23 protein-coding genes and 2 pseudogenes are annotated in these 25369 nt (G+C 68.3%); 10 read left to right on the forward strand and 15 right to left on the reverse strand.

Annotated features, from left to right (window positions below):
* Nucleotides 1–370 precede the first annotated feature (370 nt).
* Nucleotides 371–1107: pseudogene (locus tag ACSMXW_RS33830) on the forward strand (DUF5655 domain-containing protein); the annotation flags it as partial.
* On the opposite strand, the gene ACSMXW_RS33835 reads toward ACSMXW_RS33830, so the two are convergent.
* Nucleotides 1061–1573 carry an SPDY domain-containing protein gene (locus ACSMXW_RS33835; protein ID WP_485802002.1) on the reverse strand — a complete coding sequence of 171 codons (513 nt, stop codon included), beginning with the start codon at nt 1571–1573 and terminating at the stop codon, nt 1061–1063. The pseudogene ACSMXW_RS33830 and the gene ACSMXW_RS33835 sit on opposite strands and share 47 nt — an antisense overlap.
* Before the next feature lie 73 nt (nt 1574–1646).
* On the opposite strand from ACSMXW_RS33835, the gene ACSMXW_RS33840 reads away from it, so the two are divergent.
* Nucleotides 1647–1874: a hypothetical protein gene (locus tag ACSMXW_RS33840; protein WP_485802003.1), complete on the forward strand. Its 228-nt coding sequence runs from the start codon at nt 1647–1649 to the stop codon at nt 1872–1874.
* A gap of 93 nt (nt 1875–1967) precedes the next feature.
* Here the strand turns inward: ACSMXW_RS33840 and ACSMXW_RS33845 are convergent, their stop codons facing one another.
* From ACSMXW_RS33845 to ACSMXW_RS33860, 4 genes and pseudogenes are all read right to left on the reverse strand, one after another.
* The gene (locus ACSMXW_RS33845) at nt 1968–2348 is read right to left on the reverse strand and encodes a hypothetical protein (protein WP_485802004.1); all 381 of its coding nucleotides are present in this window, start codon (nt 2346–2348) and stop codon (nt 1968–1970) included.
* Nucleotides 2349–2552: 204 nt separating this feature from the next.
* The gene (locus tag ACSMXW_RS33850; protein WP_485802005.1) at nt 2553–2759 is read right to left on the reverse strand and encodes a hypothetical protein; all 207 of its coding nucleotides are present in this window, start codon (nt 2757–2759) and stop codon (nt 2553–2555) included.
* A complete protein-coding gene (locus ACSMXW_RS33855; RefSeq protein WP_485802007.1) occupies nt 2756–3958 on the reverse strand; it encodes an IS110 family RNA-guided transposase in 1203 nt (400 codons plus the stop codon). Before ACSMXW_RS33855 ends, ACSMXW_RS33850 begins: the two co-directional genes overlap by 4 nt.
* A 407-nt stretch (nt 3959–4365) precedes the next feature.
* A pseudogene (locus ACSMXW_RS33860) lies at nt 4366–4630 on the reverse strand (hypothetical protein); the annotation flags it as partial.
* Nucleotides 4631–4913: 283 nt separating this feature from the next.
* On the opposite strand from ACSMXW_RS33860, the gene ACSMXW_RS33865 reads away from it, so the two are divergent.
* Nucleotides 4914–5357: a hypothetical protein gene (locus ACSMXW_RS33865; RefSeq protein WP_485808473.1), complete on the forward strand. Its 444-nt coding sequence runs from the start codon at nt 4914–4916 to the stop codon at nt 5355–5357.
* Between the two features lie 114 nt (nt 5358–5471).
* Here ACSMXW_RS33865 and ACSMXW_RS33870 read toward each other — a convergent pair whose 3' ends face one another.
* The 8 genes from ACSMXW_RS33870 to ACSMXW_RS33905 all read right to left on the reverse strand — a co-directional run bounded on the left by ACSMXW_RS33870 (nt 5472) and on the right by ACSMXW_RS33905 (nt 13731).
* The gene (locus tag ACSMXW_RS33870) at nt 5472–6152 is read right to left on the reverse strand and encodes a GntR family transcriptional regulator (protein ID WP_485802009.1); all 681 of its coding nucleotides are present in this window, start codon (nt 6150–6152) and stop codon (nt 5472–5474) included.
* Nucleotides 6153–6235: 83 nt separating this feature from the next.
* Nucleotides 6236–6892: an amino acid ABC transporter permease gene (locus ACSMXW_RS33875; RefSeq protein ID WP_485802010.1), complete on the reverse strand. Its 657-nt coding sequence runs from the start codon at nt 6890–6892 to the stop codon at nt 6236–6238.
* Entirely contained in the window at nt 6892–7572 is a 681-nt protein-coding gene (locus ACSMXW_RS33880; RefSeq protein WP_485802012.1) for an amino acid ABC transporter permease, read from the reverse strand. Before ACSMXW_RS33880 ends, ACSMXW_RS33875 begins: the two co-directional genes overlap by 1 nt.
* 2 nt (nt 7573–7574) lie before the next feature.
* A complete protein-coding gene (locus ACSMXW_RS33885; protein WP_485802014.1) occupies nt 7575–8486 on the reverse strand; it encodes a transporter substrate-binding domain-containing protein in 912 nt (303 codons plus the stop codon).
* A 31-nt stretch (nt 8487–8517) separates the two neighbouring features.
* Nucleotides 8518–9243, reverse strand: a complete 726-nt coding sequence (locus ACSMXW_RS33890) for an amino acid ABC transporter ATP-binding protein (RefSeq protein WP_485808474.1) — start codon at nt 9241–9243, stop codon at nt 8518–8520.
* A gap of 148 nt (nt 9244–9391) precedes the next feature.
* A complete protein-coding gene (locus ACSMXW_RS33895; RefSeq protein ID WP_485802016.1) occupies nt 9392–11914 on the reverse strand; it encodes a M14 family zinc carboxypeptidase in 2523 nt (840 codons plus the stop codon).
* 649 nt (nt 11915–12563) lie between these two features.
* The gene (locus tag ACSMXW_RS33900) at nt 12564–13271 is read right to left on the reverse strand and encodes a hypothetical protein (RefSeq protein WP_485802017.1); all 708 of its coding nucleotides are present in this window, start codon (nt 13269–13271) and stop codon (nt 12564–12566) included.
* Between the two features lie 43 nt (nt 13272–13314).
* Nucleotides 13315–13731, reverse strand: a complete 417-nt coding sequence (locus ACSMXW_RS33905; protein ID WP_485802019.1) for a hypothetical protein — start codon at nt 13729–13731, stop codon at nt 13315–13317.
* A 303-nt stretch (nt 13732–14034) separates the two neighbouring features.
* On the opposite strand from ACSMXW_RS33905, the gene ACSMXW_RS33910 reads away from it, so the two are divergent.
* Entirely contained in the window at nt 14035–14445 is a 411-nt protein-coding gene (locus ACSMXW_RS33910; protein ID WP_485802021.1) for a hypothetical protein, read from the forward strand.
* On the opposite strand, the gene ACSMXW_RS33915 is transcribed toward ACSMXW_RS33910, so the two are convergent.
* Nucleotides 14402–15346: a C45 family autoproteolytic acyltransferase/hydrolase gene (locus ACSMXW_RS33915; RefSeq protein WP_485802022.1), complete on the reverse strand. Its 945-nt coding sequence runs from the start codon at nt 15344–15346 to the stop codon at nt 14402–14404. The two genes, ACSMXW_RS33910 and ACSMXW_RS33915, sit on opposite strands and share 44 nt — an antisense overlap.
* A gap of 400 nt (nt 15347–15746) precedes the next feature.
* On the opposite strand from ACSMXW_RS33915, the gene ACSMXW_RS33920 reads away from it, so the two are divergent.
* Together ACSMXW_RS33920 and ACSMXW_RS33925 are read left to right on the forward strand one after the other, a co-directional pair.
* Entirely contained in the window at nt 15747–16517 is a 771-nt protein-coding gene (locus ACSMXW_RS33920; RefSeq protein WP_485802024.1) for a hypothetical protein, read from the forward strand.
* A gap of 86 nt (nt 16518–16603) precedes the next feature.
* Nucleotides 16604–16822: a hypothetical protein gene (locus ACSMXW_RS33925; protein ID WP_485802025.1), complete on the forward strand. Its 219-nt coding sequence runs from the start codon at nt 16604–16606 to the stop codon at nt 16820–16822.
* Nucleotides 16823–16928: 106 nt separating this feature from the next.
* Here ACSMXW_RS33925 and ACSMXW_RS33930 read toward each other — a convergent pair whose 3' ends face one another.
* Nucleotides 16929–17636 carry a glycoside hydrolase family 11 protein gene (locus tag ACSMXW_RS33930; RefSeq protein WP_485802026.1) on the reverse strand — a complete coding sequence of 236 codons (708 nt, stop codon included), beginning with the start codon at nt 17634–17636 and terminating at the stop codon, nt 16929–16931.
* A gap of 1484 nt (nt 17637–19120) precedes the next feature.
* On the opposite strand from ACSMXW_RS33930, the gene ACSMXW_RS33935 reads away from it, so the two are divergent.
* The 4 genes from ACSMXW_RS33935 to ACSMXW_RS33950 all read left to right on the forward strand — a co-directional run bounded on the left by ACSMXW_RS33935 (nt 19121) and on the right by ACSMXW_RS33950 (nt 25355).
* Nucleotides 19121–19432 (forward strand): RICIN domain-containing protein, encoded by a 312-nt coding sequence (locus ACSMXW_RS33935; RefSeq protein WP_485802027.1) that lies wholly within the window; start codon nt 19121–19123, stop codon nt 19430–19432.
* A gap of 159 nt (nt 19433–19591) precedes the next feature.
* Complete coding sequence (locus ACSMXW_RS33940; RefSeq protein ID WP_485808476.1) at nt 19592–21016, forward strand: lectin; 1425 nt, start codon at nt 19592–19594, stop codon at nt 21014–21016.
* 174 nt (nt 21017–21190) lie between these two features.
* Nucleotides 21191–22666, forward strand: coding sequence for an endo-1,4-beta-xylanase (locus tag ACSMXW_RS33945; RefSeq protein WP_485802028.1), 1476 nt, complete (start codon nt 21191–21193; stop codon nt 22664–22666).
* Between the two features lie 346 nt (nt 22667–23012).
* Complete coding sequence (locus ACSMXW_RS33950; RefSeq protein ID WP_485802030.1) at nt 23013–25355, forward strand: ricin-type beta-trefoil lectin domain protein; 2343 nt, start codon at nt 23013–23015, stop codon at nt 25353–25355.
* The last annotated feature ends 14 nt before the right edge of the window (nt 25356–25369 follow it).

Below are 25369 nucleotides of genomic sequence, written 5' to 3' on the forward strand. Positions count from 1 at the left end.
GGACACGGTTGCGTCACTCGAAACGAGCAACGGTCAAAAGACCGTGTGCTTTTGGCATGCACACAAAAACACCCCGACCTGTATTTCCGCAGGTCAGGGGTCTTTTCCGGAGTGCCCCCGGCAGGATTCGAACCTGCGCACACGGCTCCGGAGAATTCCCAGTCGTTCTCGCAGGTCAGCGGGCTGCCTGGCGAAGTGTTAGCTGCGCCGTCCCGCGTATGTCCCGCGATCTAGAAATACCCTATTCTGACCTGTGTGCCTCAATTGCGGTGTCCCGGAGAGTTCCGGGGCCAGGTTGCGGAGTACCCGGAAATAAGTTCGACAGCCCCTGCCGTTGAGTGTCGGCCACACTGGCTGCACGGGCGGGGCGGTGCCGGACCTGAAGCTCTACAACACGAATGGCGGCGTGACTGAGGTCGAGCCGCGTCTTGCTGATGCCGAGGCCGATGTGCAGAGCATCGTCGAGGGCAACATGGAGAAGTTGCTCGGGGTCCGGTTCCTGGCAAGCGAGTACAGCACCGGCCCGGTCCACGGTGGCCGGATCGATTCGCTGGGCCTCGACGAGAACGGGGCTCCGGTGGTCGTCGAGTACAAGCGGGGTGTGGACTCCGGCGTCATCAACCAGGGGCTGTTCTATCTCGGCCGGTTGATGGATCACCGGGCGGAGTTCCAGCACCTGGTCCGCGACCGGATCGAGGTCACGACCGCGGCCCAGGTGCTGTGGAGTGCGCCCAGGCTGATCTGCGTTGCCGGCGACTTCACCCGCTACGACGTGCACGACGTGCGCGAGCACCGGCGCGGCATCGACCTGGTGCGCTACCGGTATTACGGCAACGACCTCATAGGGCTTGAAACCGTGGCTTCGGTTACCGGGCGGCCGAGCGCGAGCCGACGGGCTCGCCAGCGCAGGGGCATGGCCCAGGCAACCCCGAAGCGTAGAGGGGCATGACAGAGCTGGCCGAGGCCGCCAACGAGGTGCTCCTCGGCCTTGGCGACGGCGTCACCCGTGTCCAGCGCAAGCAGTATGCGGCCTATCAGCGGCTGCGGAACTTCGCCTGTGTCATACCGCCCCAGCAGACCAAGGTGCTGGTCTACCTGAAGGCGGACCTCCCGACTGGTGGAAGCGGAACAGGGCATCGCCGTCCGGGCTGTGCGCGACCTGGTGTCGGCCTGGCTCGGTCTTCCAACCCTGTGTCTGCAGCGGTGCCCACACGTTCGGGGCGTGTGCGGAGCGCGGCTGGGTCAGCGCCTCAGTGAGGCCGGCGATGATCTCGACGGGGGTCTGCCGGCCGAGCGTGGCGTGCCACGCCTCCTGGCGGGCGGTCTGCTTCCCGCTGATCGTCCAGCCGCCGGGCCGGGTGAACGGGTCGTAACCAATGCGCACGGACTTGTCAGGGCTGTCGAACGCGATCGGGACGCCGGACTTCGACTTGGCCTTCCAGCCCGAGGCACGCAGGTACTCGGTGACGTAGCCAGGGTCTCCGCCACCGGCGAGGTGACGGGGCTCGACGAGATAGTGCTGCTGGGCCTGAGCGCCGGGGCCCCAGCCGGCCCACTGCGTGTTCTTCTTCACCGGCGCCGCGGGATGACCATTGCCGGGGCTGTGGGCGGGGCGGAGGGTTGGCCACCTGCTTGCTCGTGTTGGTGTGCTCGTTGAGGTCTTCGCCGACGCTGTTGAGTTCGTTGGCGGCGCGGCCGAGGGCCAGCCAGACCTCGGGCGGCAGAATGCCGTGCTCGGAGTCGATTTTCGCGAAACGCGATCCTGTGTCGACGAGGTCGGTGACCTTTCCGAGGATGCCGGTGTCGAAGTCCAGGACGCTGCCGATGATCTGGGCCGCCTCATGCGGCGGTGCCAGGGCAAGAAGGCGGCGTAGCTGGCCGAGTCGGCGGGCGATGCTGTCAGCCAGTTGCAGGGAAGGGAGGTTCGAGCCGGTCATGGGCTCCTGAACAGGCCGGGTATCTGGTTGCTAGTCGTGGTGGCGGATGCGGTAGCTGTCGACAAGGGGGACGGGCCAGGAGATGCAGGATGTGCTTCGCGCGGTGAGGCAGGTGCTGGCCGAGCCAGAGGCCGTGCAGGAGCACGTGCACGGTCTTGGATGATCGCCGGCCTGGTCGAGGACCGTCTCCATGAGGCCGAGGCCCTCGGGCTTGGACTGGCCCAGAAACCCGAAAGCGTACAACGCGTTCGTGTACGGGTCCCGGTACGGCAGGCTGAGTGGAAGTGCCGTGATGAGGGTCTGGATGGTGCGGCTGCGGAAGTCGTAGCGCAGGCTGCTCAGATACAGGTGCCGGTAGGTGCGGGCCGTCGTCTCGTCGGGCCCGTGGGCGGTGATCTGTTCTGGCTGCATCAGGCGCAGCAGGGGGCGCTGGGCGTGCGCGTGCGGTCCAGGCGGCGTCGGCGCACACGTCGGCGGATTCCCGCCAGGTCGCGCCGAGTTCACGAAGGTCGGCGGCCAGCTGCTGGGGCCAGGGGTCTGCTTCGTCCGCCGTGGTGGCGCGGTGCTTGGCGCGCCGTAGTGCGCGATCCAGACCCGTTCGCCGGTCGGAGTCGGTCATTGGCTGTTCCGGTCGGCGTCGTTGATGTGGACGAGCTGGTTGAGGGGGGTGAACGAGTACCAGCCCAGGTCGATCGTGTCGGGGGTGTCGGTGAACTTCGGGATCAGGTAGTCCTGAAGAGCGCGCTGGTAGATGAGGCAGTCGGCACACCGGCGGTGGAGGTGGACGAGGTAGCGGGGGGGTGCCTCTATGTCTTTCGTCAAGCGTGGCGTGGGGTTCTGGGTTCGTAGAAGGTGCCGTCGCGGAGCATGGCGAAGAGCACGCTGATGCGGTGGCGGGCGAGGCGGAGGAGGGCCTGTGTGTGGGTCTTGCCGCGGGCTCGGCAGCGGTCGTAGTAGGTGCGGGAGGCGGGATCGTGCAGGGCGGCGAACGCGGAGAGGAACATCGCTCGTTTGAGTTGCCGGTTGCCGCCTCTGGGTGCGTGTTCGCCGTGGATTGAGGTCCCCGATGACGTTGTTGTCGGGGTGAGGCCGGCGTAGGAGGCCAGGTGGGCGGCGGTGGGGAAGCTGGTGCCGTCGCCGACGGTGACCAGCAAGGTGGCGGCGGTCCTGACCGCGACCCCCGGAATCGAGGTCAGGACCTTCGAAAGAGGGTGCTCCTCCAGCAGGGCCTCGAGCTGGGTCTGAAGGGCTCGGCGCTGTTCGTGAACGGCGGCGAGGGAGCGGGCCAGGGACGGGATCACGACGTCGAGGGTGCCGGTGCCCGGGACCACGACGGTCTGTTCGTGGAGTGCGTCGAAGACGTCGTCGATCAGCCGCTGGGCCATGCGTGGGGCTTTGGGATGGATCACTTCCACGAGCTTGCGGCGGCCTGCTTTTCGCAGTGCGGTCGGGGAGCCGTAGCGTTCCAGCAGCCAGGTGATGGCCTGGTGGTCCAGACGTGGCCCAGGCACGCGTTCCAGGCTGGGGTGGAACTGGGTGAGCAGGCTGCGTATGCGGTTGGAGGTGCGGGTGGCCTCGGCTGCGAGGTCCTGGTCGAAGCCGACGAGCACGGTCAGCTCGGCGGTGATCTCGTCGGTCATGTGAAGCGTGCGCAGGGTGTGCGGCATGGTGCGGGCGGCGTCCGCGATCACCGCGGCGTCCTTCGCGTCGGTCTTGGCCTCGCCGGGGTGGAGATCGGCGATTCGCCGCATGGCCAGGCCCGGCAGATAGGCGACCTCGCAGCCCGTGTTGCGGGCGACGGTGAGCGGGAGGGCTCCGATGGAGGCGGGCTGGTCCACGATGACCAGAACGGTGCCGAACTTCGCCGTGAGCTTGTCGAAGGTGGCCCGCAGTTTCGGCTCGCTGTTGGGCAGCTGCTTGTCGAAGACCTTCTTGCCGGCCGGAGTCAGCCCGTGTCCGTGATGGGCGCTCTTGCCGACGTCCAGGCCGAGGAAGACACCCACGTCGTCGATGTCGTACAACCCGTCCTCCCGAAAGCATGGCTCGTGCGGTGCTGGCCAGGGCGACGGCGCCGTACACGCGCATCCACGTTATGCAGACCTGCCGGCCGCAGGATGCCGGGCATTGCACCCGGCCAGGCGGTAGTCAGACCTCTCATCAGCGTCTCCCACGGCACCCCACGGGCCCGGTGACACCACCCCCCAGGTCATACCTTCGACAGGGGGCAACAGTCATGCCGGGCCCGGAGGCCAGCGGCCCTCTTGCAGGACCGCGAAAAACATAACGGGGGCCGGTGATGTAGGTCTGCTTGCCACCGCGGGGGTTGCGCAGCCGCCACCCGTCCTCCTCGGTCGGGGTGTGCCAGGAGGGGGTGACGACGGTCATGGCGCAGCCGTGCGCCGGCCACCCCTGTGAAGACGATGACCGAGTCGCCCCATCCGATGGCCTTGTCGGGTCCTTCCAGCGGCGGCATGTCGAACTGCTCGGCCCAGTCGATGGCTGCCTGCTGTTCCTCGGCGCGTTTGGCGGCGAGCCATTTCCCGGTCGCGGGCGGCCTTCCAGCAGTCGGTGCAGTCGTGATCGGCGAGCCAGCGGGCGAAGCCGGCTCGACGGTCAGCCGGACGGTTGGACAGATCATGCGACATCTCGTGTCCACAGCTGTGGACGATGTTCCAGGTGGTACGAACGGCCATACCTGTGGTCTCCTTGGGTGGAAGGTGATGCGGGCGCTCCCTGGGCCGCAGGCGAGGCGCAGGCCCGTTGTCTCGGACATGTCAATAAGGCGGATCCGCGGTCTTGCCCTGGCCACCGGTGCGTGCCTCAATGGGCATCGCCTCACGCCACTGGCGGCGCCACGGCCTGCAACTCCCCCATGCTGCACACACGAGTTGTGCGATCCAGACGTCAGTGGCGGGATGTGCGACCCCCAACCCCCCACAGGAGAGCAGGAAAACCGTAAAACTCCGCTCGCTTGGAATCAGCACCGCACTGGTCGCAGGTGTAGCGGCCGCCGGCCTCACCCTCGCGCCGGGTGCGGGCGCCGTGACCCCCGAGTCGGCCACCATCGGCTTCGACTGCGGCCGCTTCGGCTCGGGAACGGTGACCCTCACCGCCACCCAGGACGGCACCTCCGCCACCATCGACATCGCCACGGACGCCGTGAAGGCGCCGTTCGACGTCCCGGCGGGCTCCGCCTCGTCCACGCTCACCCTCACCAAGAACGGCTCCGACTCGGTCACGTTCAGCGGCAAGTCCAACCCCGACATCCCGGCGGGCAGCGGTGTCGGCTCCGGCCCGCTGACCGGCACCGTCGCCGCGGGCGACAGCCTGGAGGCGAAGACCCTGAAGGTCACCGTCATCGGCATCACGGCGACCTGCACGGCCACCACGGCGCAGGACCCGGGACCGTTCGTGTTCTGAGGCCCGCACGGCGTACCACAGGGGGCGGTGCAGCGTTGGCGGCACCGCCCTTCGCTCCCGCCGTCGCTTCGCAAGCACCGCGGCCGGGTTCGACCGCGCAGCGGTGGCGTGACGTCACGGCTGCCGCGGCTGCTCCGCCACGCCCCGAACCCCGAGGTAGCACCGCAGCGCCTCGCCGGCTGCATGGACGTGATGGCGTATATGCCGCTCCGCGGCTGGCGGGTCGCCCTTCCGGATCGCCTCCAGGACGGCCTCGTGCTCGTCGAGAGCGATCGGTAATCGGTCGGGCGCCCGGGCGGAGAGACGGTTGCCCAGGCGCACCTGGGCGACGAGGTTCTCCGCGATGGGGATGAGCCGCCGGCTGTTCGAGCCCTCCCAGATGAGGCGGTGGAACGCGAGGTCCCATTCTCCGTAGGAGTGCAGGTCGTTCGCCTCGATGGCCTTGCGCTGCTCGGCCAGCAGCCGGTGCAGCCGGGTGGCGATCCGGTCGTGGTCGGGCGACCCCGCCGCCCGGCGCGCGGCGATCCCGTCGACGGCCTCCCGCAGCTCGTACAGTTCCAGCAGGTCGTCGGTGCTGACTTCGGGGACGAAGTAGCCGCGGTGCGGGACGGCGATGAGGAAGCCTTCGCGTTCGAGCGCGGCGAGGGCGGCTTTGATGGGGGTGGGGCTCAGGCCCAGCCGTTCGGTCAGGGGACGGACGGTGACGCGGGCGCCCGGGGCGAGGGAGCCGTCGAGGATGGCGGCCCGCAGGTGGTCGTAGGCGGCGTTCAGCAGGGTGTGGCGCGGGACGGTCATGATCACCGGTGCCCCCTTTTCCCAGGTCGGTGTCGGTGCCGAGGGCGCTGCTGCCGCGACATGGCGCGGTGCGGCCCGGCGCGTCAGTGGAGTCTGCGCTCGTACCAGCGGGACAGCATCGTCAGTGGCAGGCAGATGACGAAGAAGACGGCGAGTACGGCGCCGAGGATCGGTACCGCGTGGGAGGAGCCGCCGGAGAGGGTGAGTCGTTCGATGGAGCGTTGTGCCGCTTCGAGGATGTCGAGCAGTCCGATGACGGCGGCCAGCGAGGTCTGTTGGGTGAGGTTGACGACGAGTCCGATGAGCGGGGGCAGTGCGCGCCGCGCGGCCTGGGGCAGGAGGACGTGTCGCATCCGTCCGGTCCAGGAGAAGCCCAGCGCCGCGGCGGCCTCGGCCTGCCCGCGAGGCACCGACTGGACGGCGCCGCGGACCACTTCGGCCATGTTGGCGCTGCCCCACAGGGACAGTCCGACGGCGGCGGCGGTGAAGGTGTCCACCCGTATGCCGATGACGGGCAGGACGAAGAAGATGAAGAACAGGATGATGATGATCGGCAGACCCCGCCAGATTTCGACGTAGGCCCGGACCACCGCCCGGACCACTCTGCCCGGCAGGGTGAGTACGGTGCCGAGCAGGGTTCCGGCCACGAGGCTGGCGGCGATGCTGACCAGGGCGAGCAGGGCGGTTTCGCGCAGGCCGCCGGCGAGGTAGCTCGCGACGGGGCCGACCCAGGGGGCCATCAGTGTCCTCCCGGTATCGCGAAGCGGCGCTCGACGGCTGCGGCACCCAGCGACATGAACCAGACCAGCCCCAGGTAGACGATGCCGATCGCGAGGAACATCTCGAACACCCGGAAGCTGACGGCGACGATGTTGACCGCGGTTTCGGTGAGTTCCGGATAGCTGATCGCGACCATGAACGACGAGTTCTTGAAGACGGATATCAGGGTGTTGGTGACGGACGGCAGTGCGATGCGGGCGCCGAGAGGGAGGCTGGCGTGCCGGAAGGCGGCCAGGCGGGGGAAGCCGAGGGCTCGGCAGGCTTCGACGTAGCCGCCCTCGACGGCTTCGAAGCCGGCGCGGAAGTTCTCCGTGTTGTAGGCGCCGCCCCACAGAAGCAGGGACAGCCAGCCGACGGTGAAGCCGCCGAGTTGGAGCCCGATCTCGGGCAGCGCGAAGTAGAGGAAGAAGATCTGGACCAGGAGGGGGGTGTTGCGGAACACCTCCACGTAGACCGTGATCAGCTGTCGGGCGACGGGTATGCGGAGCGCGCTGATCGCGCCGAGCAGGGCACCGACGAGCAGGGCCCCGGCCATGCCGATGGCGCTGATCGCCAGCGTGCGCAGCAGCCCGGTGCCGAGAGCGCCGAGATGGTGGGCGACGAAGCCCATCTCGAAGTGGTAACCGGAGGCGTCGGGCATGCTCAGCACGTGAGGGTGGAGCCGGAGGGGTAGGTCAGGTTGCCGCCCGGGCGGGGCACGTACTTGGCGAACTGCTGCTGCACGGACTTGTCGGTGACCGTCTTCTGAAACTCCTTCCAGAAGAAATCGGTCTTCTGCATGTGGGCCAGGGCACCGTTGACCCAGGCGAGCATCTTGGCGTCGCCCTTGCGGACGCCCATACCCCAGGGGCTGTCGGCCTTGGCATCGCCGACGACCTTGAGGGCGGGGTTCTTCGCCGCGAGGTCGAGCAGCAGGGTGTCGTCCTGGGCGAACGCGACACCGCGGTTCTGGTTCAGCGCGGTCAGTGCCTGACTGGTCTCGGTGAACAGCGCCTGCTTGACATCCTTCTTGCACTGGGTCAGCCAGAGACTGGCGGTGGAGCCGCTGGTGGTGATGACCGACTTGCCGGCCAACTGGTCGAAGGATGTGATCGGGGAGTTCTTCGGTACCAGCAGTTTCACGCCGCTGTCGAAGTAGGGGCTGGAGAAGTCGATGGTCTTGGCGCGTTCCGGGGTGTAGTTCATCGTCGCTTCGATCAGGTCGATGCGCTGGGAGGTCAGGTACGACACCCGGTTGGATCCGGTCACGCAGGTCAGGTTCAGCGCGTTGGGGTCGCCGAACGCGTAGGAGGCCATCTGGTGGGCGATGTCGATTTCGAAGCCCGCGTTCTTCGACGACTCGTCGATGTATCCGAAGGGCGGGTAGTCGCACTTGACGCCGACGGTCAGCTTGCCCTTGGCCTTCACCTCGGCGGGCAGCGGCGCCCCCACGTTCACGGGCTTGCCGGAGGCGGCGGTGGAACCGCCCGAGCCGCCGCCGGACGAGGAAGAGCAGCCGGCGGCGAGGACGATGGCCATCGCCGCTCCGATGACGATGCCGAATTGCGATCTCACGACACAACTTCCTTCTGCCCGCTCGGGCGGGCTATCGGAGAACCTTGCGCAGGAACTGGCGGGTACGGTCGTTCTGGGGCCGGTCCAGCACATCGGCCGGGCGGCCCTGCTCCGCGATCACTCCGCCGTCGACGAAGACCAGACGGTCGGCGAGCTCGCGGGCGAAGCCCATCTCGTGGGTGACACAGAGCATCGTCATTCCGGAGCGGGCGAGGTCACGCATCACGTCGAGGACCTCGCCGACCAGCTCGGGGTCCAGTGCGGAGGTCACCTCGTCGAAGAGCATGACATGGGGGTCCATCATCAACGCGCGGGCGATGGCGACCCGCTGCTGCTGCCCACCCGACAGTTGTCTCGGGTACGCGTCGGCCTTGCCGGCAAGACCCACGCGGTCCAGCAACGCGGTGGCACGCTCCCGCGCCTCGTCCTTGGGCGTCCGCAGCAGCCTGCGGGGCGCCAGGGTGAGGTTGTCGACGGCGGACAGGTGCGGGAAGAGATTGAACTGCTGGAAGACCATGCCGATGCGCCGGCGCACCGTGTTCAGGTCGACGCCGGGCCCGGTGAGGTCCTCGTTCTCCAGGAGCACCTGGCCCGAGGTCACCTGCTCCAGCAGGTTGACGCAGCGCAGCAGGGTGCTCTTGCCACCGCCGGACGGGCCGATGACGGCGACCACCTCACCGCGGGCCACCGTCAGATCGACGCCCTTGAGCACCTCGACACTGCCGTACGACTTGTGTACCGAGCGCAGCTCGACCATCGCCGCCTGCGCGTCGGCGGGTGGCCGGGCGAGCGGGCCATCGCTCCCGTCGTCGGGATACAACCGGTGCTTCCTCTCCATCGGGCCGGGGACGGTCGGTGGTGGGGCCGGGTGGGACCGGGTGGACCCGCCCCCACCACCACGCGATCTAGCGTCCGAGGCGTTGGAACTGGTCGGCGGTGAGCTTCGTCGACGGCCCGTAGTACGCGGCGTTGAAGAGCATCCGCTGCTCGGACCGGTTCCAGGTGCGGAACCCGATCTCGTTGCCGAAGGTGACGACGTAGCCCTTGCCGATCGTCCAGGACAGCCCGTTGACCGCCCCGCCCAGGTGTTCGCCGCCGATCAGCCAGCCGCTCTTCAGCTGATCGCCGCTGTCCGGGTACTTCGCCACCACCTCGACCGGGTAGGTGCTCGTGCTGGTCACCTTGTACGCGTCGTCCGTCACGAACCACACGGGGTTGTTCGCCGGCACGCCCCAGGCCGCCGGGTTGTTCGTGTCGAACTCCTGGCTCAGCAGCGATCCCGGGCAGTAGAAGTCCGAGGAGGAGCCGCTGGGCAGGGCGGAGGTGATGGGCAGGTCGAACAGCGACTGGGCGGTGGCGGTCCCGCTGCCGTAGGCGACGAGCGTGCCGCCGCCGGTCACGAAGTCGTGCAGGCGGTTCCAGCCGGTCGTGCCGACGCCGAACGCCCAGGCCCACTCGGGCGGGTAGTCCTTCGGGTCCAGGCCGTTGACTATGGAGTCCTTGCTGACCCCCTCCGGCATGATGATGGCGTCGTACGTGCCGGCGAGGTCGGCGTAGTCGCTCGCCTGAACGACCGAGTAGTTCACCCCGTACTGTTCGAACGTCCACATCAGCCAGCCGGACGGCATGTTGTCCGGGGGTTTGATCAGGCCGATCCTCGTTCCGGGCTTGAGCTGGACGCCGGCGACGGCCGGCACCGCGCTGATGGCCAAGACGGGTATGCCGGTGTTCTTCGACTGGGTCTCAAGGAGCTGCCGGGCGGCTGAGGACGGCGGGACGAGGAAGGTGCCGGCGGGGTAGGTGCGGCCGCCGTCGGTGAAGTCGGCGGCGGCGCGGAATGTGGGGATGTTCTGCTTCTGGAGCGCGGCGACGATCCGGAACACCCCGTACGACTCCGGCCCGATCGCGTAGGCCCCGGTGCTCGGCGGCGCGGATGGCGCGGCGACCGCCGGAGGCTTGACGGAACTCAGCAGCTTGGTGTCGGCCGAGAAGGACGCGGCGATGAGGTCGGCCTCGAAGCCGAGCAGCATCGGCAGGGTCTGCGCGGTGGTGTCGTACGGCCGCTGCGGCGGGCCACCGGGGTACTGCAACAGCTGCGGGTACTCCTGGACCTCCAGCAGCGTCTTGGCGAAGGCGGCGTAGGGCTGTTGGAGGTAGATGACGTACGACCCGGCCGGGTACTTCTTGCCGCCCGCGGTGAACGCGGCCTGTGACTGGCGGATCTCCACCGCGCCGAGGTGGAAGATCTCCAGGGCGTCGTGGACGGCCTGCGGGTCACGCTGCCCGGCCGGGATGACGTAGGCGTACGGGCTGGTGCGGGTGACCGCCTTGGCCCCGACGCGGTAGGAGTTGTAAAGCCAGTTGTAGGTGTCGTAGGCGACCGCCTCCAGACCCGAGTAGAAGGCCTTGGAGACCCAGTCGATGATGTTGCGCAGCGTCCAGGTGTTGGATTCGTACGGCTCGATGAAGTTGATGTCGGTGGTCTGCTGGCCGAGCGGGCCCTTGCCCACCTGGGGGTAGGCGAGGTTGGCGGCGGCCGCCGCCTCGGTCAGGATGCGCGCCGCGCCGTGGTAGACGCAGTACTGCCGGGACGGGGACCAGTAGTCGTACTCCGAGCCCCAGCCGTTGCCCTTCATGCCGGCGACCGTCATGCCGCGCTGCATCGCCAGGCCCACCGTGTCGGTCTGCTGCACCAGGATGGTGTCGATGTTGGGGTCGTACGGCGACAGGTACGGCGGCGTGAACAGCCGGGGAGCACTGGTGCCGGCGCCGTGGGAGTCCTGGAAGACCTGGGGCCGGTACGTGTTCAGGATCGAGACGTTGTACCTGCTCTCGATCTGGGTCAGCATGATCCAGTCACGGTTGTCGTCGTGGCCGGTGTACTTGTTGTACAGGTCGGGGTAGGTGCGCGCGTAGTCGGTGCCGGCCGTGGCGGCGAAGTAGTCGTTGACGAGGACGAGGCCGTCCGGGTTCTGGCACGGCTGAAGCAGGATGACCAGGTTGTCCAGGAGCTTCTCGACGTAGTCGGACTGCTCGGTGGCCAGCCGGTGGGCCCATTCGATGGCGGCCTGGGAGTTGCCGACCTCGGTCGAGTGGATGCCAGCCTGCACGTAGTAGAACGGCTTGCCCTCGGTGGCCAGCTTCTTCGCGTCGGCCTCGGACAGCCCTCGGGGGTCGGCCAGCCTGGCGTTGGTGGCGACCAGCCTGTCGAGATCGGCCAGGTTCTTCGGCGAGCTGATGGTCAGCAGGATGTACGGATTTCCCCGGGTGGTCTTGCCGATCTCCTCGTACCTCACCCGGTCGCTGCGGGCACCGATCAGCTGGAAGTACGGGAGCATCTTGTTCCATTGGGCCAGGAAGCCGTCGGTTCCGATCGGAGTTCCGAAGTACTCCGCCGGGGTCGGGATGGCCCCCTTCTCCTGCGTCACGGCGGACGGCTGGTCGTGGCCGGCCTGGGGTGGGAGTGTCGCGGGCGCCGCCGAGGCAGTGCCCGGATGGATCACCGTCGTCGCGGCGGCCACGGCGCCGGCCGCCGCACTGGTGCGAAGAAGTGTTCGACGAGAAAGTCTTGAGCCTTCGCTGCTGGTCATCTACCGACATCGCCTTTCACGGCCCGGACCGGGCCGTTGTCCATCGCGGAGTCGAGGGTGGGCCGACTCCGCTGCTCCAGGGGTGGCGAACAGCGCCGCTCGTGGCGCAGCGCCGCGCCACGACGGTTGAAGCGATGCCCGGGTGCCGCGCGCTGCTGTCGGGCGGACCGTTGTGATCCGCGAACGCCGCGACCCCTGGCGGTGAATACCTTGCGCGCCAACGCAATGTGCCAGCCGGCGGAGACGGGGGGCAACGGTTCCACTTTGGATTTAATATTAAATACGCACTGCGAAACATTGGGCCGAGACAGTGGCGCCTCGGAGCGCGAGGGCGGGCAACCGGCGCTCGACGAGTGCCCGCTGACACGCCGGCACCCGTTTCCGAGACCCGCACGGCGCACCGACAGGGGGTGGTGCCGCGCTCCGCGGCACCAGCCCCTCGCGTATCCGGCCGGGCCCTGACTACGCCCCAGGGTCTTTCGTTGGATCAGACTGAATCAGGGAGCGGGGTCCGGTGCGTGCAGCTGCAAGGCGGAGGAGGGAGTCGACGCGGAGCGTCGGCGACCGACGACAACGCCGCAGATGCGCGTGCCGGACCCCGCGAGCCCAGCATGATCCAAACGAGAGGCCCTAGTGGCGGAGGGCGGAGCGGGCGCCGGGGGACGCGGGCACGGGTCGTCCTGGAACGGCGGGGCCGGCGAGTGGGCGGGCGGCCGAAGATACCGGCGTGTCCATCGCGGGACTGGAACCCGGCGATTCCGAACTCCTCGGTGATGTCCCAGCGGTCGGGGTCGTTGTGCAGTTCGATCAGGTCCGGCTCGGTGCCGATGCCGTAGATCGTGTGATCAGGATCGGTCTCCAGTCCGTCGGCGACGGCGCGGATGAGGGAGGCGACGAACTCCACGGGGACGTTTCCGGCGACGCCGGCTCGCCAGCGCTCTGGCGCGTCCTTGTCCGTGCGGGCCGTGATCACCAGGTGGGGCCCGTATCCCTCGGTGGCACGGTCGTGGCGGATGGTGATGCGCTCGCACGGACTGGTGGCGGTGAACGAGGACTCGCTGGTGCGGCCACTCCAGTGGGAGCGGTCGGCGAAGGCGGTGAGCAGGGTGTGGTGTTCGTGGGGGAAGCTCGCGGCCAGGTAGCGGGGGCTGAGGAGGACTTCCCCCTCCGCCGCCTGGTCAGGGTTGCGGGGCATGGTGCCTTCAGGTGTGAGGGTTCAGGGACAGGCGGGGGCCGGGCTATCGGCGGGAGCTGGAACGTGGTGGGGCGGGCGCGGCTGCCGGCTGCGAGGGGATGCTGGTGGGCTGCGTGGCTCGGGGTGGAATGGTGGCCGGGATCGGGCAGTTGGGTTTCCACCGCGCGTAGCTGTCGCTGAAGCGGGCGCGGGGGTCGGTGTGCCACTCCACGATGGGCCCGCGTTCCTCTTCGGGCAGGCTGATGACCTCGATGCCGGTCGGGTGCAGCACGTAGCCCCAGTCCAGGCCGCCGGTGTTGTCCTGGGTGAGGAGGTGGCGTTTGGCCGGTGAGCCGTTGCTCGTGATGATCGAGTCGTACCTGCGGCTGGGGAAGTCGGTGCCGCCGGTCAGGCTCTGGCGCAGCTCCTCGGGTGTGCGGTCGAGCAGGTCTGTGCCGAGTTCGGACCAGCCGAAGTCCACGTCGTCGATGAGGTGGCGGGACAGGGCTTCGACGTCACCGCCGAAACGATGCTGGTAGGCCGTGAGCAGCAGGGGGAGTCAACCGCCGGGGTAGCCGTCGTAGTGGACGTAGATGCCGGCGTAGCCGGAGGCGGTGGGGCGGGCGATGAAGGAGCGCGGTGACAGATGATCTCCAAGGAGTGGGTAGGCTCAGCGCGGGGAGCGGCGCGTGGCCGAGGCCGATGAGGGCGCAGGCTTCGCCGGGCCACTTGGGACAGGACGTGACGGTCCAGCCGGGTAGGTGCGCTGGTAGGTCTGGGCCAGGTGGTCATCGGTGAGGTAGCTGAGCTGGTCGCCGAGTGCGGACAGTTGATCGGCGTGCTGCCTGTACCGCTCGGCGATGGCCGGCTCCTGGTTGCGTTCGCACCACTCGCCGGCAGTCTCAAGGAACTGGTGGAGTGCGCCCAGTGCGCTGCGGCCGTCAACGAGAACGGCTTCACCGATGACGGCACAGCCGACGATGACATCGCGTTCACCTCGGTCGCCTTCAAGGAACTCGCGGCCAAGCCGCAGCATAGGCTCGTCGCCATGGGCGACTCCTACTCCTCCGGCGAAGGCGCCGGGAACTACTCGCCCGAGTCCGACACCAGTCACGGCACTCCCCAATGGAAGCAGGAGTCCGGAAAGCCTCTCAGCTGGCCCGGCTCAAGGTCACGGTGCGGGATCCGGGTGTGAAGTCGTCGAAGGACTGTTGCCAGGACTCACCGGGCCAGTAGTACGTCACGCGGCCCTCGACGGGCCGGTAGCGGGCTGTGTAGAGCGTTCCCGTCCCCTGCTCGTCGACGGATCGATACAGCGGCGGCTTCAGCATCGCCGCCACGTCCGCACCCGCGTCGCGAATGGCGCGCAGCCGCTCCTGCGTCCGCAAGGCCCGCTCCTGCTCGTCGGTCACCGGCAGGTGCTGGTGATTGGCGGCGCAGGCATCCGGCGCCACCGTCGGCGACATATCCGGTCCCACGAACACCGTCATCGCCTTCGCGGGATCGACAAGGGTGAGGTTCTGTGGGACGGCGACCGGCAGGGACCGCAGCCTGCCGACCGCCTCATCGACGGTGTCGCACGTCTCCAGCAGGTAGCGCACCACGATGAGAATGGCGAAGCCGCGTCCGTAGACGGAACGTCCGCCGAAGGTGAGCGAGACCGCGAGACCGGCGTCGTTCATCCCGTCCAGCAAGCCCCACAGCACGTCCTGCATCCCGATCACGGGGCGCAGGAAGCAGGAGGAGACGATGGTGCCCTCGCACTGATCGGGCGGGAAGTCATAGTTGCGCAGCAGAGTGCCGTTCTGGCCGATCTGGGTGCAGGCTGGGGAGAACGGCCGCAGTGCCGCGTGGGTGAGGAAGGCTTCCGCCTCGGGCCGGTCGAGTTGGCCGGCCAGTCGGTCCAGAACCGGGACCAGCTCCGGCATGTGCGCACGGAACAGCGCCCGAACACGGTCCGCGCCCTGCGGAGTCCTGCCCTCCGCGGTCAGCAGGCCCTCCATGTCCTGCCACAGGGCCCGGGCGTGGGCGGCCCACCGCCCGTCGCCGCCGTCGCCGACCTCGATCGCCTGGAACGTCTTGTGCTGTTGCCGCATGGCTGCCATTCCCCCTGTGAGAATCGGACGAGGTGGGGGCAACCTAGCTAATTGTGCAGGTAATTCACCAGGTGGCCGCCATCGGCGACGGCCAGGCGCTGGATCTGATGAAGCCGCTGAACGCGACCGTGGCCGATTCCAAGTAGGTGATCATGTCCCGCATTGGAGAAGCCGGGAGTCAACACGGCGGACGGCGAGAGCAATTGTCAATCGCCGTGGTCCGGGTGACGTGTGATGAAGTCCCCCGAGGACAGTCCATGCAGGTAAAGCAGGGGGAAGGACTCTGGTCATGCCGAATCTGCGCCAGCCTTGAGTCCTTCCACCCGAAGAACGCCGGCACGTCAAAGTACGCTCAGGTCATGGACCAGACCCTGGCCGACATCCTCTGTACGGGCAGCTGATGACACGCCCACACATCAGCTCCTTGGCCGCGGGGCGGTTCACCCGCCGCGCGGCCAACGGCTGCCTCGTCCTCTTGATGGTTCCGGCCGGCCTGCTTGTCTACTTCTGGTACGAGGCCTGGCACATAGGTCACGTGAACGATCAGCACAGGCAAGCCGCCGTGACATCCGTCCTTCAGCAGGGCTCTCACGTGGCAGAGGCCACAGCCCGCGCGCTCAGCTCCAGCGGCTCCACAGACCCCAACGAGCTGACGGCCACCATATGGCGACACACCCACGCCCCGCTGATCACCTACGACGCCTCCCGCCACACGCTCACTGCCGTGGCCTCGCGATCGGCTCTTTACGACAAGAAGGTCTTCCCTCTTGGTGGCGGGCCCGGGCGGGTGGTTCGCTGCCTCACCTTCACCTCCGTCCGCGGTCCCGGCCTGAACTGGACGACCACGATGGCGGAACAGAACGGTGGACTGTGCGATTCGAGCAGCAGGATCAACAATCTGGTCATCCTGGGACAGAGACGAATCAAGAACCTACCCGTCGCGAGCATCACCCGTTCGGGACTGGCGCAAGCGCTGAACACTGGCGACCAGGAACGCCCATATGTCGTCAAGGAGGCCGTACGACGCGCACAATCCCTCAGGATCACCATCCTCATCCGGGCTGGAAACAACCGCCATGCAGTGACCGAACAGTGCTACCGATTCACCAGTCCCATCGGCTCGGACAGTAACGCGTCCTCCGTCTCAGCCATACCTCTGGCTACTTGTTGAACGTGACGGAGACTTCCCCGCGATCCCGGCTCCGCGCTCCGCGCCCGTGGGGACAGGGTCGCCGGCGGCTCTGAATCTTTCGCGACTTGCAGCCGAGCCAGCTGCTCGGCGAGTTCGGAACGCAATGCACCGAGCGTGGCACGCACGCTACGGATCGCATCGCCAAATTCCTCCTCCTGCTGCGGAGCGCCTTCCGGATCGGGCGCGCCAGCCGACTCGTCGTTTCCGAAGCCGTCGGCGAGAGCGCGGATAAGGCGGGCCGGGTGGCCGTGCAGTTGCAACGCGCCGGGTCAAGTCGCCGTTGACCCGGCGCGCCGCGCCCCGGTTGTCGCCGTGGGCGCGGCGGTCACCAGCCGTCTGGAGCAGTGGGACCGGTGTCCAGGTCGGGATGCTCTTCCGATGGGTCGAGAGTCATCCGCTCACGGTGATGGTGGAGCTGCCGCTGCTCTGGTAGCCCTCGGTGGCGAGGATCATGTAGTAGGCGAAGCTGCCGAGGTTCATGCCGTGGCTGGCCCACGCGTCGAAGTGGTTGCCGGTGGTGATGGTGCCGGAGCTGTTCAGCTGCTTCTGCTGCCGGACGCTCCAGTACTGGTTGAAGGTCTTGGTGCCTTCGACGGACGGGGCGTTGTAGCGCGTGGTCTGGTAGATGTCGTACGTGCCGCCATCGCTGGAGACGGTGCCCTTGTAGGTGCCCGTGGGCCGGAAGCTGCCCCAGTTGTCGAGGATGTAGTACTCCACCAGCGGGTTGGAGGTCCAGCCGTAGAGGGCTCCGTATCCGTTGCCTGACGGGTTGAAGTAACCGTTGTAGCGGACCGTTCTACGTCCGCCGTTGCTCCATCCCTTGCCGGCGACGAAGTTGCCGCAGTTGCGCCACTGGGTGCTGTAGCTGCCGCCGCCGTTGAGGGTCATGGAGACGGAGCCGCCGCCGTCGGTCCAGAAGGAGTAGTACATGCCGTCGTAGCCGGTCTGGTTGGTGGTGATGGTGGTGGCGGCCTGGGCGGTACCGGGCAGGAGCAGCCCGGATCCGGCCCCGAGTGCGAGAGCGGCGCCGCCGAGGAAGCCTCGGCGTCCGACCGGGCGAGCGAGGCCACCACTGAAGGGCCTGGGGATCTCGTTCATGTGCGCTTCCTCTCGTGAAGGCTGACAGGGGCCAGGCGGCGTGATGTCACCTGGTGGGCCTGTCCATGGCCAGAATGGCGCCGATCCGTATGCGGTATCGCGCAACGCGAAGGCGGTGGGTGGCTCGTCGTGCGGCCGACGACCACACAACTCCTCGCGTCCCTCATCCGGTTCGACAGGCAACGAGGTCCGTCGATGCCGAAAGATTGGGCCGGGCGCGTCAAGCCTGTCAACAGTTTCGACAAAATATCGAAAGGCCACGAGCTGCTCGGACGTGCCATTGAGGCCACATAACTACTGCTCATAGATGTAGAAGAGTTGCTCGCATGCGGAGTCGACCTGTGTTGCCCCTTCGATAGGGGGAGCATTTTTGCCAACGTTGTCGAAAGTTTCGTGCTGCATCCCGCGGTTGGGTCCGCGTGCTGTTGGCCGACGTGTTGTCGATGTCGGCGCAGGAGCCCGCTCCGTGGGGGTGCAGAGAGGCGCGGACGTGGTCGATCGGCCCGGCGGAGTGGGCGAACACGAGGTGTTTCGGGAGATCCGGGGGTCGGGGCCGGGGTATTGCCGGCGACGTGCCTCGGCCAAGGGTGCGGGAGCGCCCTTCCCCGCCGTTTTCGGCGGCCGGGAGCGACTGGCGGAGTCACTCGGTGTGGGGGACGGCAGAGGGTGCCGCGGTCATGCATGAGCGCTAACAGCCATGAACATGCCACGTCTTACTCCCGGAAGCAGAGATGGGATGTCTCGTGGGCAAACGGCCGCAGCCTGCATCGCGCCGTACGCCCTGTCAACCGCTGGTGCCCGCCGCACCGGCATGCCGGCCGCCGCGGCTCCGAGGGGCCGGATCCGATGTCACCCGGAGGGGTGTTTCGGTGCCCCGGGGTGGCGTCCCGCGGTTCGGCGGGCTCCGGCTGAGGGGGCCGCCGCTCGCTCCGCGCCGGGCCGAGACGAGGGCGGGGGACTGGCGGTGGAGCGACCGGGGACGTGCGTCCGTCAGGCCGTCAGCACGGCTGCATCCTGCGGATACTCACGCGCTGCCGCATGAAGGGCGACGAAAGGATGCCGCTCGGGTGCGCGGTGTCCGGATGCTCCCGAGTGCGGCGCGTTTCCCGTCACGCCGTGCCGAGCTCGGGTCCGCCGACCCGTCCCGGAGTGACGTGGAAGACGCCGCGCCGGCGGCGTGCCGGAAACCCGCCGATCGTCGACGGCTCCTGGTGCGAGTTGGCCCCGCACTCTTGACAGAGCTGTGGAGCGGAGAGCACCGTCTCACCTCGAAACCCTCTCAGTAATCCCATTGCTCCACGGCATTCTCCGGCGCTTTCGAGTGTGAACGCTAACAGTGCGCCCCCGGCGGGTCGCGCCGACAGGTATGGGAGATGAGGTTGAGAACCACACGTACGGGACGCCACCCGAGGGCCCGAGGCCGTGGCGTCCCCTGGCTGCTCCCTGCGGTCAAGCGTCCGTCAGCGTGGTGGCGCCGCTCCCCGGTGAAGGCATTGGCCCGGGCGGACGCGGCGGTCACGCTCACGGCCGGTGCGCTCGTCGGCGCGACCGCCACGGCGGGTACTGAGGGGGCGGCGACGGCCGAGCCCCGTGACGTCTACGCGGCGAGCGGTACGGCATGTGTGGCCGCGCACAGTACGACGCGGGCCCTCCACGCGTCGTACGACGGCACCCTGCGGGCGCTCGGGAAGTGCCCGGACGACCCCGACTCCTCGACCACCGACGGCACGCGGCTGATGCTGTGGGACCGCAGCGGTGGCGTCGACCAGGAGTGGACGGCTCTACCGGTCTCCTGAGCCCCTGACCGTACCCGGTGCGCCGGACCGGCCCCCGTACCTGCTCTCACCTTCGTCCCCCTCATCCCAGAGGAACAGACAATGCAGCCTTCATCCGCTTCGTCCCGCGGTCCCGCAGCCGGCGGATCCCGCCTGCTGGTTACCGTGGTCCTGTCCGTGATGGTGTTGCTGGCGACTGCTGTGACATGGCCGGCGCCCGCCTCGGCGGTGGCCGCGCCCCTGGTGGGCTCGGGCTCGGGGCGGTGCCTCGACGTCACGGGAGACACCGACGCGGCGGGAACGGCCCTGGAGCTGTGGGACTGCAACGGCCAGGCGAACCAAGCCTTCGAATTCACCTCGGCCGGTGAACTCAGGACGATGGGCGGCACCCGCTGCGTGGACGCCTCCGGCAGCCGGACGGCCCCCGGAACACCGGTCGTCATCTGGACCTGCAACGGGCAGCCGAACCAGACATGGCGGCAGAACTCCGACGGGTCGATCACCGGCGTCCAGTCCGGCCTGTGCCTGGACGCCAACGATGGGGGCACGGCCAACGGCACCGCCGTCATCCTGTGGAACTGCAACGGTCAGAGCAACCAGAAGTGGAGCGTCGCGCCTCCGACGACCCCTCCGCCCTCCGGGTCCCGGCCGTGTGACATCTACGTGGCCGGCGGCACCCCGTGCGTGGCGGCGCACAGCACCGTCCGTGCGCTGTACGGTTCCTACAGCGGCACGCTCTACCAGGTCAGGCGCTCCTCCGACAACGCGACACGGGACATCGGCGTACTCGCGGCCACAGGCCGTGCCGACGCGGCGGCGCAGGACTCGTTCTGCTCGGGCACCACATGCGTGATCACCGCCGTCTACGACCAGTCCGGACACGGCAACGACCTGTGGTACCAGGGATCGTCCCAGGTCCCCGGGTCGAGTCAGAGCAGCCCCGCGAAGGCGACCTCGGAGTCGCTGACGGTGGCCGGCGGCACGGCGTACTCGCTCTACATCAACCCAGGCAACAGCTACTGGCACGACGGCCACCTCACCGGCATTCCCACCGGCAGCGCCCCCGAAGGTGCGTACATGGTGACCAGCGGCACCCACGTCAACTCCGGCTGCTGCTTCGACTACGGCAACAGCGAGACCGACCGGATGGCCGACGCAGCCGGGGCCATGGACGCGATCAACTTCGGCACCGAATGCTGGTTCGGCGGCTGCTCGGGAAGCGGGCCCTGGGTCCAGGCGGACCTCGAGTGGGGTCTGTACTCCGGCGGCAGCCAGTCATGGAACACCGGTCAGCGCGCGTTCGGCAGCAAGTTCGTCACCGCGATGCTGAAGAACAACGGCACGACGAGATTCGCCCTCAAGGGCGCGAACGCGCAGGCCGGCGGCCTGACGACCATGTGGGACGGCGGCCTTCCCGGCGGATACAGCCCCATGAGGAAGCAGGGCGCCGTCATCCTCGGCAGCGGCGGCGACTGCTGCAAGCCGGGCGGAGGCGCCAACTTGAGCGCGGGCACCTTCTACGAAGGGGCCATCGTGGCCGGCTATCCGTCCGACGCCACCGACAACGCGGTGCAGGCCGACATCGTCGCCACCGGCTACCGCTGAGCCGGAACCGCCTCTGGCCGGGGGGAAGCGGCGGCCCTCCGGCACGCCCGGAGGGACCGCCGTGCGCCGCGCCCGCTGCTACCGGGCGCCCCGGTCGGGGCCGCCGGCGAACCGCGACCGCGCTCGCCGGGGGGCCCTGCAGACACCACCGACATCATGACTTGGAGGTACCCGATGCCTTCGGGCACACGCATTCTCCGCTCACCGCACCGCCGCCTGCGTGCGCTGACCGTCACGGTGGCCGCGACCACCGCGACGCTCATGGCCGTGCTCGCGGCCACCCCCGCGCAAGCAGCCTCGACGCTCCGGTCACTGGCCGAGGGCAAGGGCAAGTACTTCGGCACCGCGCTGACGACCGGCGACCTGAACATCAGCCAGGAGATGGCCATCGCCGGGACCCAGTTCGACATGGTGACTCCCGGCAACGAGATGAAGTGGGACACCACCGAGCCGTCCAACGGGTCCTACAACTTCGGCCCGGGCGACCAGATCGTCAACTGGGCCCAGGCGCACAGCGCCCGTGTGCGCGGGCACAACCTGGTCTGGCACGCCCAGCTGCCCGGCTGGGTCAGCAACCTGCCGCTGAACCAGGTCCAGGGTGTGATGGAGTCCCACATCACCACGGAGGTCAACCACTACAAGGGCAAGATCTACGCCTGGGACGTGATCAACGAGCCCTTCAACGAGGACGGCAGCCTGCGCCAGGACGTGTTCTACAAGGCGATGGGCACCGGCTACCTGGCCGACGCGATCCGCACCGCGCACAACGCGGACCCGAACGCAAAGCTGTACATCAACGACTACAACATCGAAGGGGAGAACGCCAAGAGCAACGCCCTGTACAGCCTGGCCCGGTCGTTGCTCGCCCAGGGTATGCCCCTGGGGGGCATAGGCCTGGAGGCCCACTTCATCGCCGGCCAGGTCCCCTCGTCGATGCTGGCGAACATGCAGCGCTTCGCCAACCTCGGCCTGGACGTCGCGATCACCGAACTGGACGACCGCATCCAACTCCCGTCCTCCAGCGCGAGCCTGCAGCAGCAGGCGTCCGACTACACCACCGTGGTCGACGACTGCCTGGCGGTGTCGCGTTGCGTGGGTGTGAGCCAGTGGGGTGTGGACGACGGCCACTCCTGGATCCCCGGCACCTTCCCCGGCTATGGCGCGGCCACCATGTACGACAGCAACTACCAGCCGAAGCCCGCCTACAACGCCGCGGTCACCGCGCTGGGCGGCTCGTCCACCGGTGGTGGGGGGACGTCGGGTCCGTTGCACGCGGTGGGTGCGGGCAAGTGTCTGGACGTGCCGAACTCCTCTGCCACGGCGGGCACGCAACTGCAGATCTGGGACTGCAACGGACAGGCGAACCAGAACTGGACCAACACCTCCTCGAACCAGCTGACGGTGGTCACCGGGGGCAGCCGGATGTGCCTGGACGCCTACGACAACCGGACCACGGCCGGGACCAAGGTCGAGACGTGGCCGTGCAACGGCGGGGCGAACCAGGAGTGGCGCCTGAACTCCAACGGGACGATCACCGGGGTGCAGTCGGGTCTGTGCCTGGAGGTGACCGGGGCCTCGACGGCCAACGGCGCCCTGGCCGAACTGTGGACGTGCAACGGCGGATCCAACCAGCAGTGGACCCTCGGATGACCCGCTGAGGCCCCGCGGACACTCGCCGCCGGGACGGCGTCTTCCGTCGTCCCGGCGGCTGAGCCGAACCGCGCCGCCCACACCTCACGGAAACGGCACAAGGAACCAAGCCGGCGCGGAGAGTGCCGACACACCATATCCCCGTCTGAATCCGTACAGGAGCCGTATGGCTGCCCGGTCGCGACACACGCGGCCGGCGGGCTGCCCGAGCCAGCCGACCCGTGGCCGTCCCCACGCAGGCCGCCATGTGAGTCTCCCACCTCGCGAAAGGACCCCCCTCGTGCCAGTCCTCAGCCGGTTGCTCCGGCGCTTACGAACTTCGACGGCCATACTCGCAGCCCTCGTCATGGCCGCGGGCGGCATCGTGACCATGGCCGCCGAGCCGGCCAACGCCGCCACCTCGATCACGATCAACGGCACCTCCGGCGGCCGCACGTTCGACGGTGTGGGCGCGATCAGCGGCGGCGGTGGCAACAGCAGGCTCCTGGTCGACTATCCCGAGCCCGAACGCGGCCAGATCCTGGACTACCTCTTCCGGCCCGGTTACGGCGCCTCCCTGCAGATCCTCAAGGCCGAGATCGGCGGTGACACGAACTCCACCTCAGGGGCCGAGCCGAGCCACGAGCACACCCGGACGGACCTGAACTGCAACCGGGGCTACGAGTGGTGGCTGATGGAGCAGGCCAAGGCGCGCAACCCGAACATCAAGCTGTACGGCCTCGCGTGGGGCGCGCCCGGCTGGATAGGCAACGGCAACTTCTGGTCCAGCGACATGATCGGCTACCTGATCTCCTGGCTGGGCTGCGCCAAGCAGCACGGGCTGACCATCGACTACCTCGGCGGATGGAACGAGCGCGGCTACAACATCTCCTGGTACGAGCAACTGCGCAGCACGCTCGACTCCAACGGCTACGGCGGCATCAAGATCGTCGCGGCGGACTCGGACTGGTCCGTGGCCGACGACGTCAACTCCAACCCGGCGTTCGCCGCCGCGGCGGACGTTCTCGGCGCCCACTACCCCTGCGGTTACCGATCGGCCCAGACGAGCTGCACGGTGCCCGCGGCCGCGACGTCGTCCGGCAAGCCGCTGTGGGCCAGCGAGAACGGTTCCGACGACTACAACGCCGGAGCTCCGGCGGTGGCCCGCGGCATCAACCGCGGGTACATCGACGGACGGATGACCGCGTACATCAACTGGCCCGTGGTCGCCGCGATCACACCGAACCTGCCGTACCCCACCATGGGGCTCGCCCTGGCCTCGCAGCCGTGGTCCGGCTCCTACGCGATCGGCAAGAACGCCTGGGTGATGGCCCAGACCAGCCAGTTCACTGCCCCGGGCTGGAAGTACCTCGACTCGTCCAGCGGCTACATCGGCGGCAACCGCACCAACGGCAGCTACGTGTCGCTGAAGTCCACGAACGGGTCCGACTACTCCACGGTCATCGAGACGATGGACGCCAGCAGTGACCAGACACTGAACTTCAACGTCACCGGCGGGCTCTCCACCGGTGCCGTGCACGTCTGGTCGACCAACGTCAACTCCGCCAACCGGGCCGACTACCTCGTGCACTCCGCCGATATCGCCCCGTCCGGCGGCAGCTTCAGCCTGACCGTGCAGCCCGGCCGCGTCTACACCCTCACCACCACCACCGGTCAGGGCAAGGGCAGCGCCGCCGGCCCCGCCCCGGGGAGCATGAGCCTGCCCTACAGCGACGACTTCGACGGCTACACCGCCGGTGCCGAGGCCAAGTACCTCATGGACTGGCAGGGCGCCTTCGAGATCGCCTCATGTGGCGGCGACCGCAGCGGCAAGTGCGTCCGGCAGATGAGTCCGCAGGCCCCGATCACCTGGGACACACTCACCGATCCACACGCCCTGCTCGGCGACCTGGGCTGGAGCGACTACACCCTCACCTCCGACGTGCTGCTGGAGAAGTCCGGGTACGCCGAGCTGCTCGGCCGGGCGAACGGGCAGGGCTACACCGGGGCGGCGGGTCTGAACGCGTACCACCTGCGGGTCAGCGACAACGGGAACTGGTCGATCCTGAGCTCCAACACCGACGGCAACGTCTCCACGCTGGCCCACGGCACGACGGCAGCGCTGGGCACCGGCCGGTGGCACACCCTGTCGCTCGCCTTCTCCGGCAGCACCATCACCGCCTCCATCGACGGTTCCACGGTCGGTTCGGCCGGCGACCACAGCTTCGCCGGCGGGCAGGTCGGCTACGCGACCAGCCAGGGCGAGACCGCGCAGTTCGACCGTCTGTCCATCACCCCCGGACCGGGCGGACCGGGCGGCGGCACGAGTGGCCCGATCACCGGCGTCGGCTCCGGCCGCTGCGTGGACGTGCCGGGCCAGACCCAGACCAACGGAACCCAGGTGGACCTATGGGACTGCAACGGCGGCAGCAACCAGCAGTGGACCAGCACCGCAGCCGGTGAGCTGCGGGTCTACGGCGACCACTGCCTGGACGCGGCGGGGCAGGGCACCAGCCCCGGCACCAAGGTGGACATCTACACCTGCAACGGCGGCAGCAACCAGCAGTGGACGCTCAACGCCGACGGCACGATCACCGGCAGGCAGTCGGGCCTGTGCCTGGACGCCACGGGCAACGGAACGGGCAACGGCACCCTCCTGGAGCTGTGGGACTGCAACGGCGGCAGCAACCAGCAGTGGACGCACTACTGATCCCGACCTCAACC

Source organism: Streptomyces sp. DSM 116793 (assembly GCF_057320905.1).

Coding starts and splice junctions, on each gene's coding strand:
- ACSMXW_RS33845 (WP_485802004.1), bottom strand. CDS start 2,348: ATGCAGCCAGAACAGATCACCGCCCACGGGCCCGACGAGACGACGGCC.
- ACSMXW_RS33870 (WP_485802009.1), bottom strand. CDS start 6,152: ATGACCGTCCCGCGCCACACCCTGCTGAACGCCGCCTACGACCACCTG.
- ACSMXW_RS33875 (WP_485802010.1), bottom strand. CDS start 6,892: ATGGCCCCCTGGGTCGGCCCCGTCGCGAGCTACCTCGCCGGCGGCCTG.
- ACSMXW_RS33880 (WP_485802012.1), bottom strand. CDS start 7,572: ATGCCCGACGCCTCCGGTTACCACTTCGAGATGGGCTTCGTCGCCCAC.
- ACSMXW_RS33890 (WP_485808474.1), bottom strand. CDS start 9,243: ATGGTCGAGCTGCGCTCGGTACACAAGTCGTACGGCAGTGTCGAGGTG.
- ACSMXW_RS33900 (WP_485802017.1), bottom strand. CDS start 13,271: ATGCCCCGCAACCCTGACCAGGCGGCGGAGGGGGAAGTCCTCCTCAGC.
- ACSMXW_RS33915 (WP_485802022.1), bottom strand. CDS start 15,346: ATGCGGCAACAGCACAAGACGTTCCAGGCGATCGAGGTCGGCGACGGC.
- ACSMXW_RS33920 (WP_485802024.1), top strand. CDS start 15,747: ATGACACGCCCACACATCAGCTCCTTGGCCGCGGGGCGGTTCACCCGC.
- ACSMXW_RS33930 (WP_485802026.1), bottom strand. CDS start 17,636: ATGAACGAGATCCCCAGGCCCTTCAGTGGTGGCCTCGCTCGCCCGGTC.
- ACSMXW_RS33940 (WP_485808476.1), top strand. CDS start 19,592: ATGGTGTTGCTGGCGACTGCTGTGACATGGCCGGCGCCCGCCTCGGCG.
- ACSMXW_RS33945 (WP_485802028.1), top strand. CDS start 21,191: ATGCCTTCGGGCACACGCATTCTCCGCTCACCGCACCGCCGCCTGCGT.
- ACSMXW_RS33950 (WP_485802030.1), top strand. CDS start 23,013: ATGGCCGCGGGCGGCATCGTGACCATGGCCGCCGAGCCGGCCAACGCC.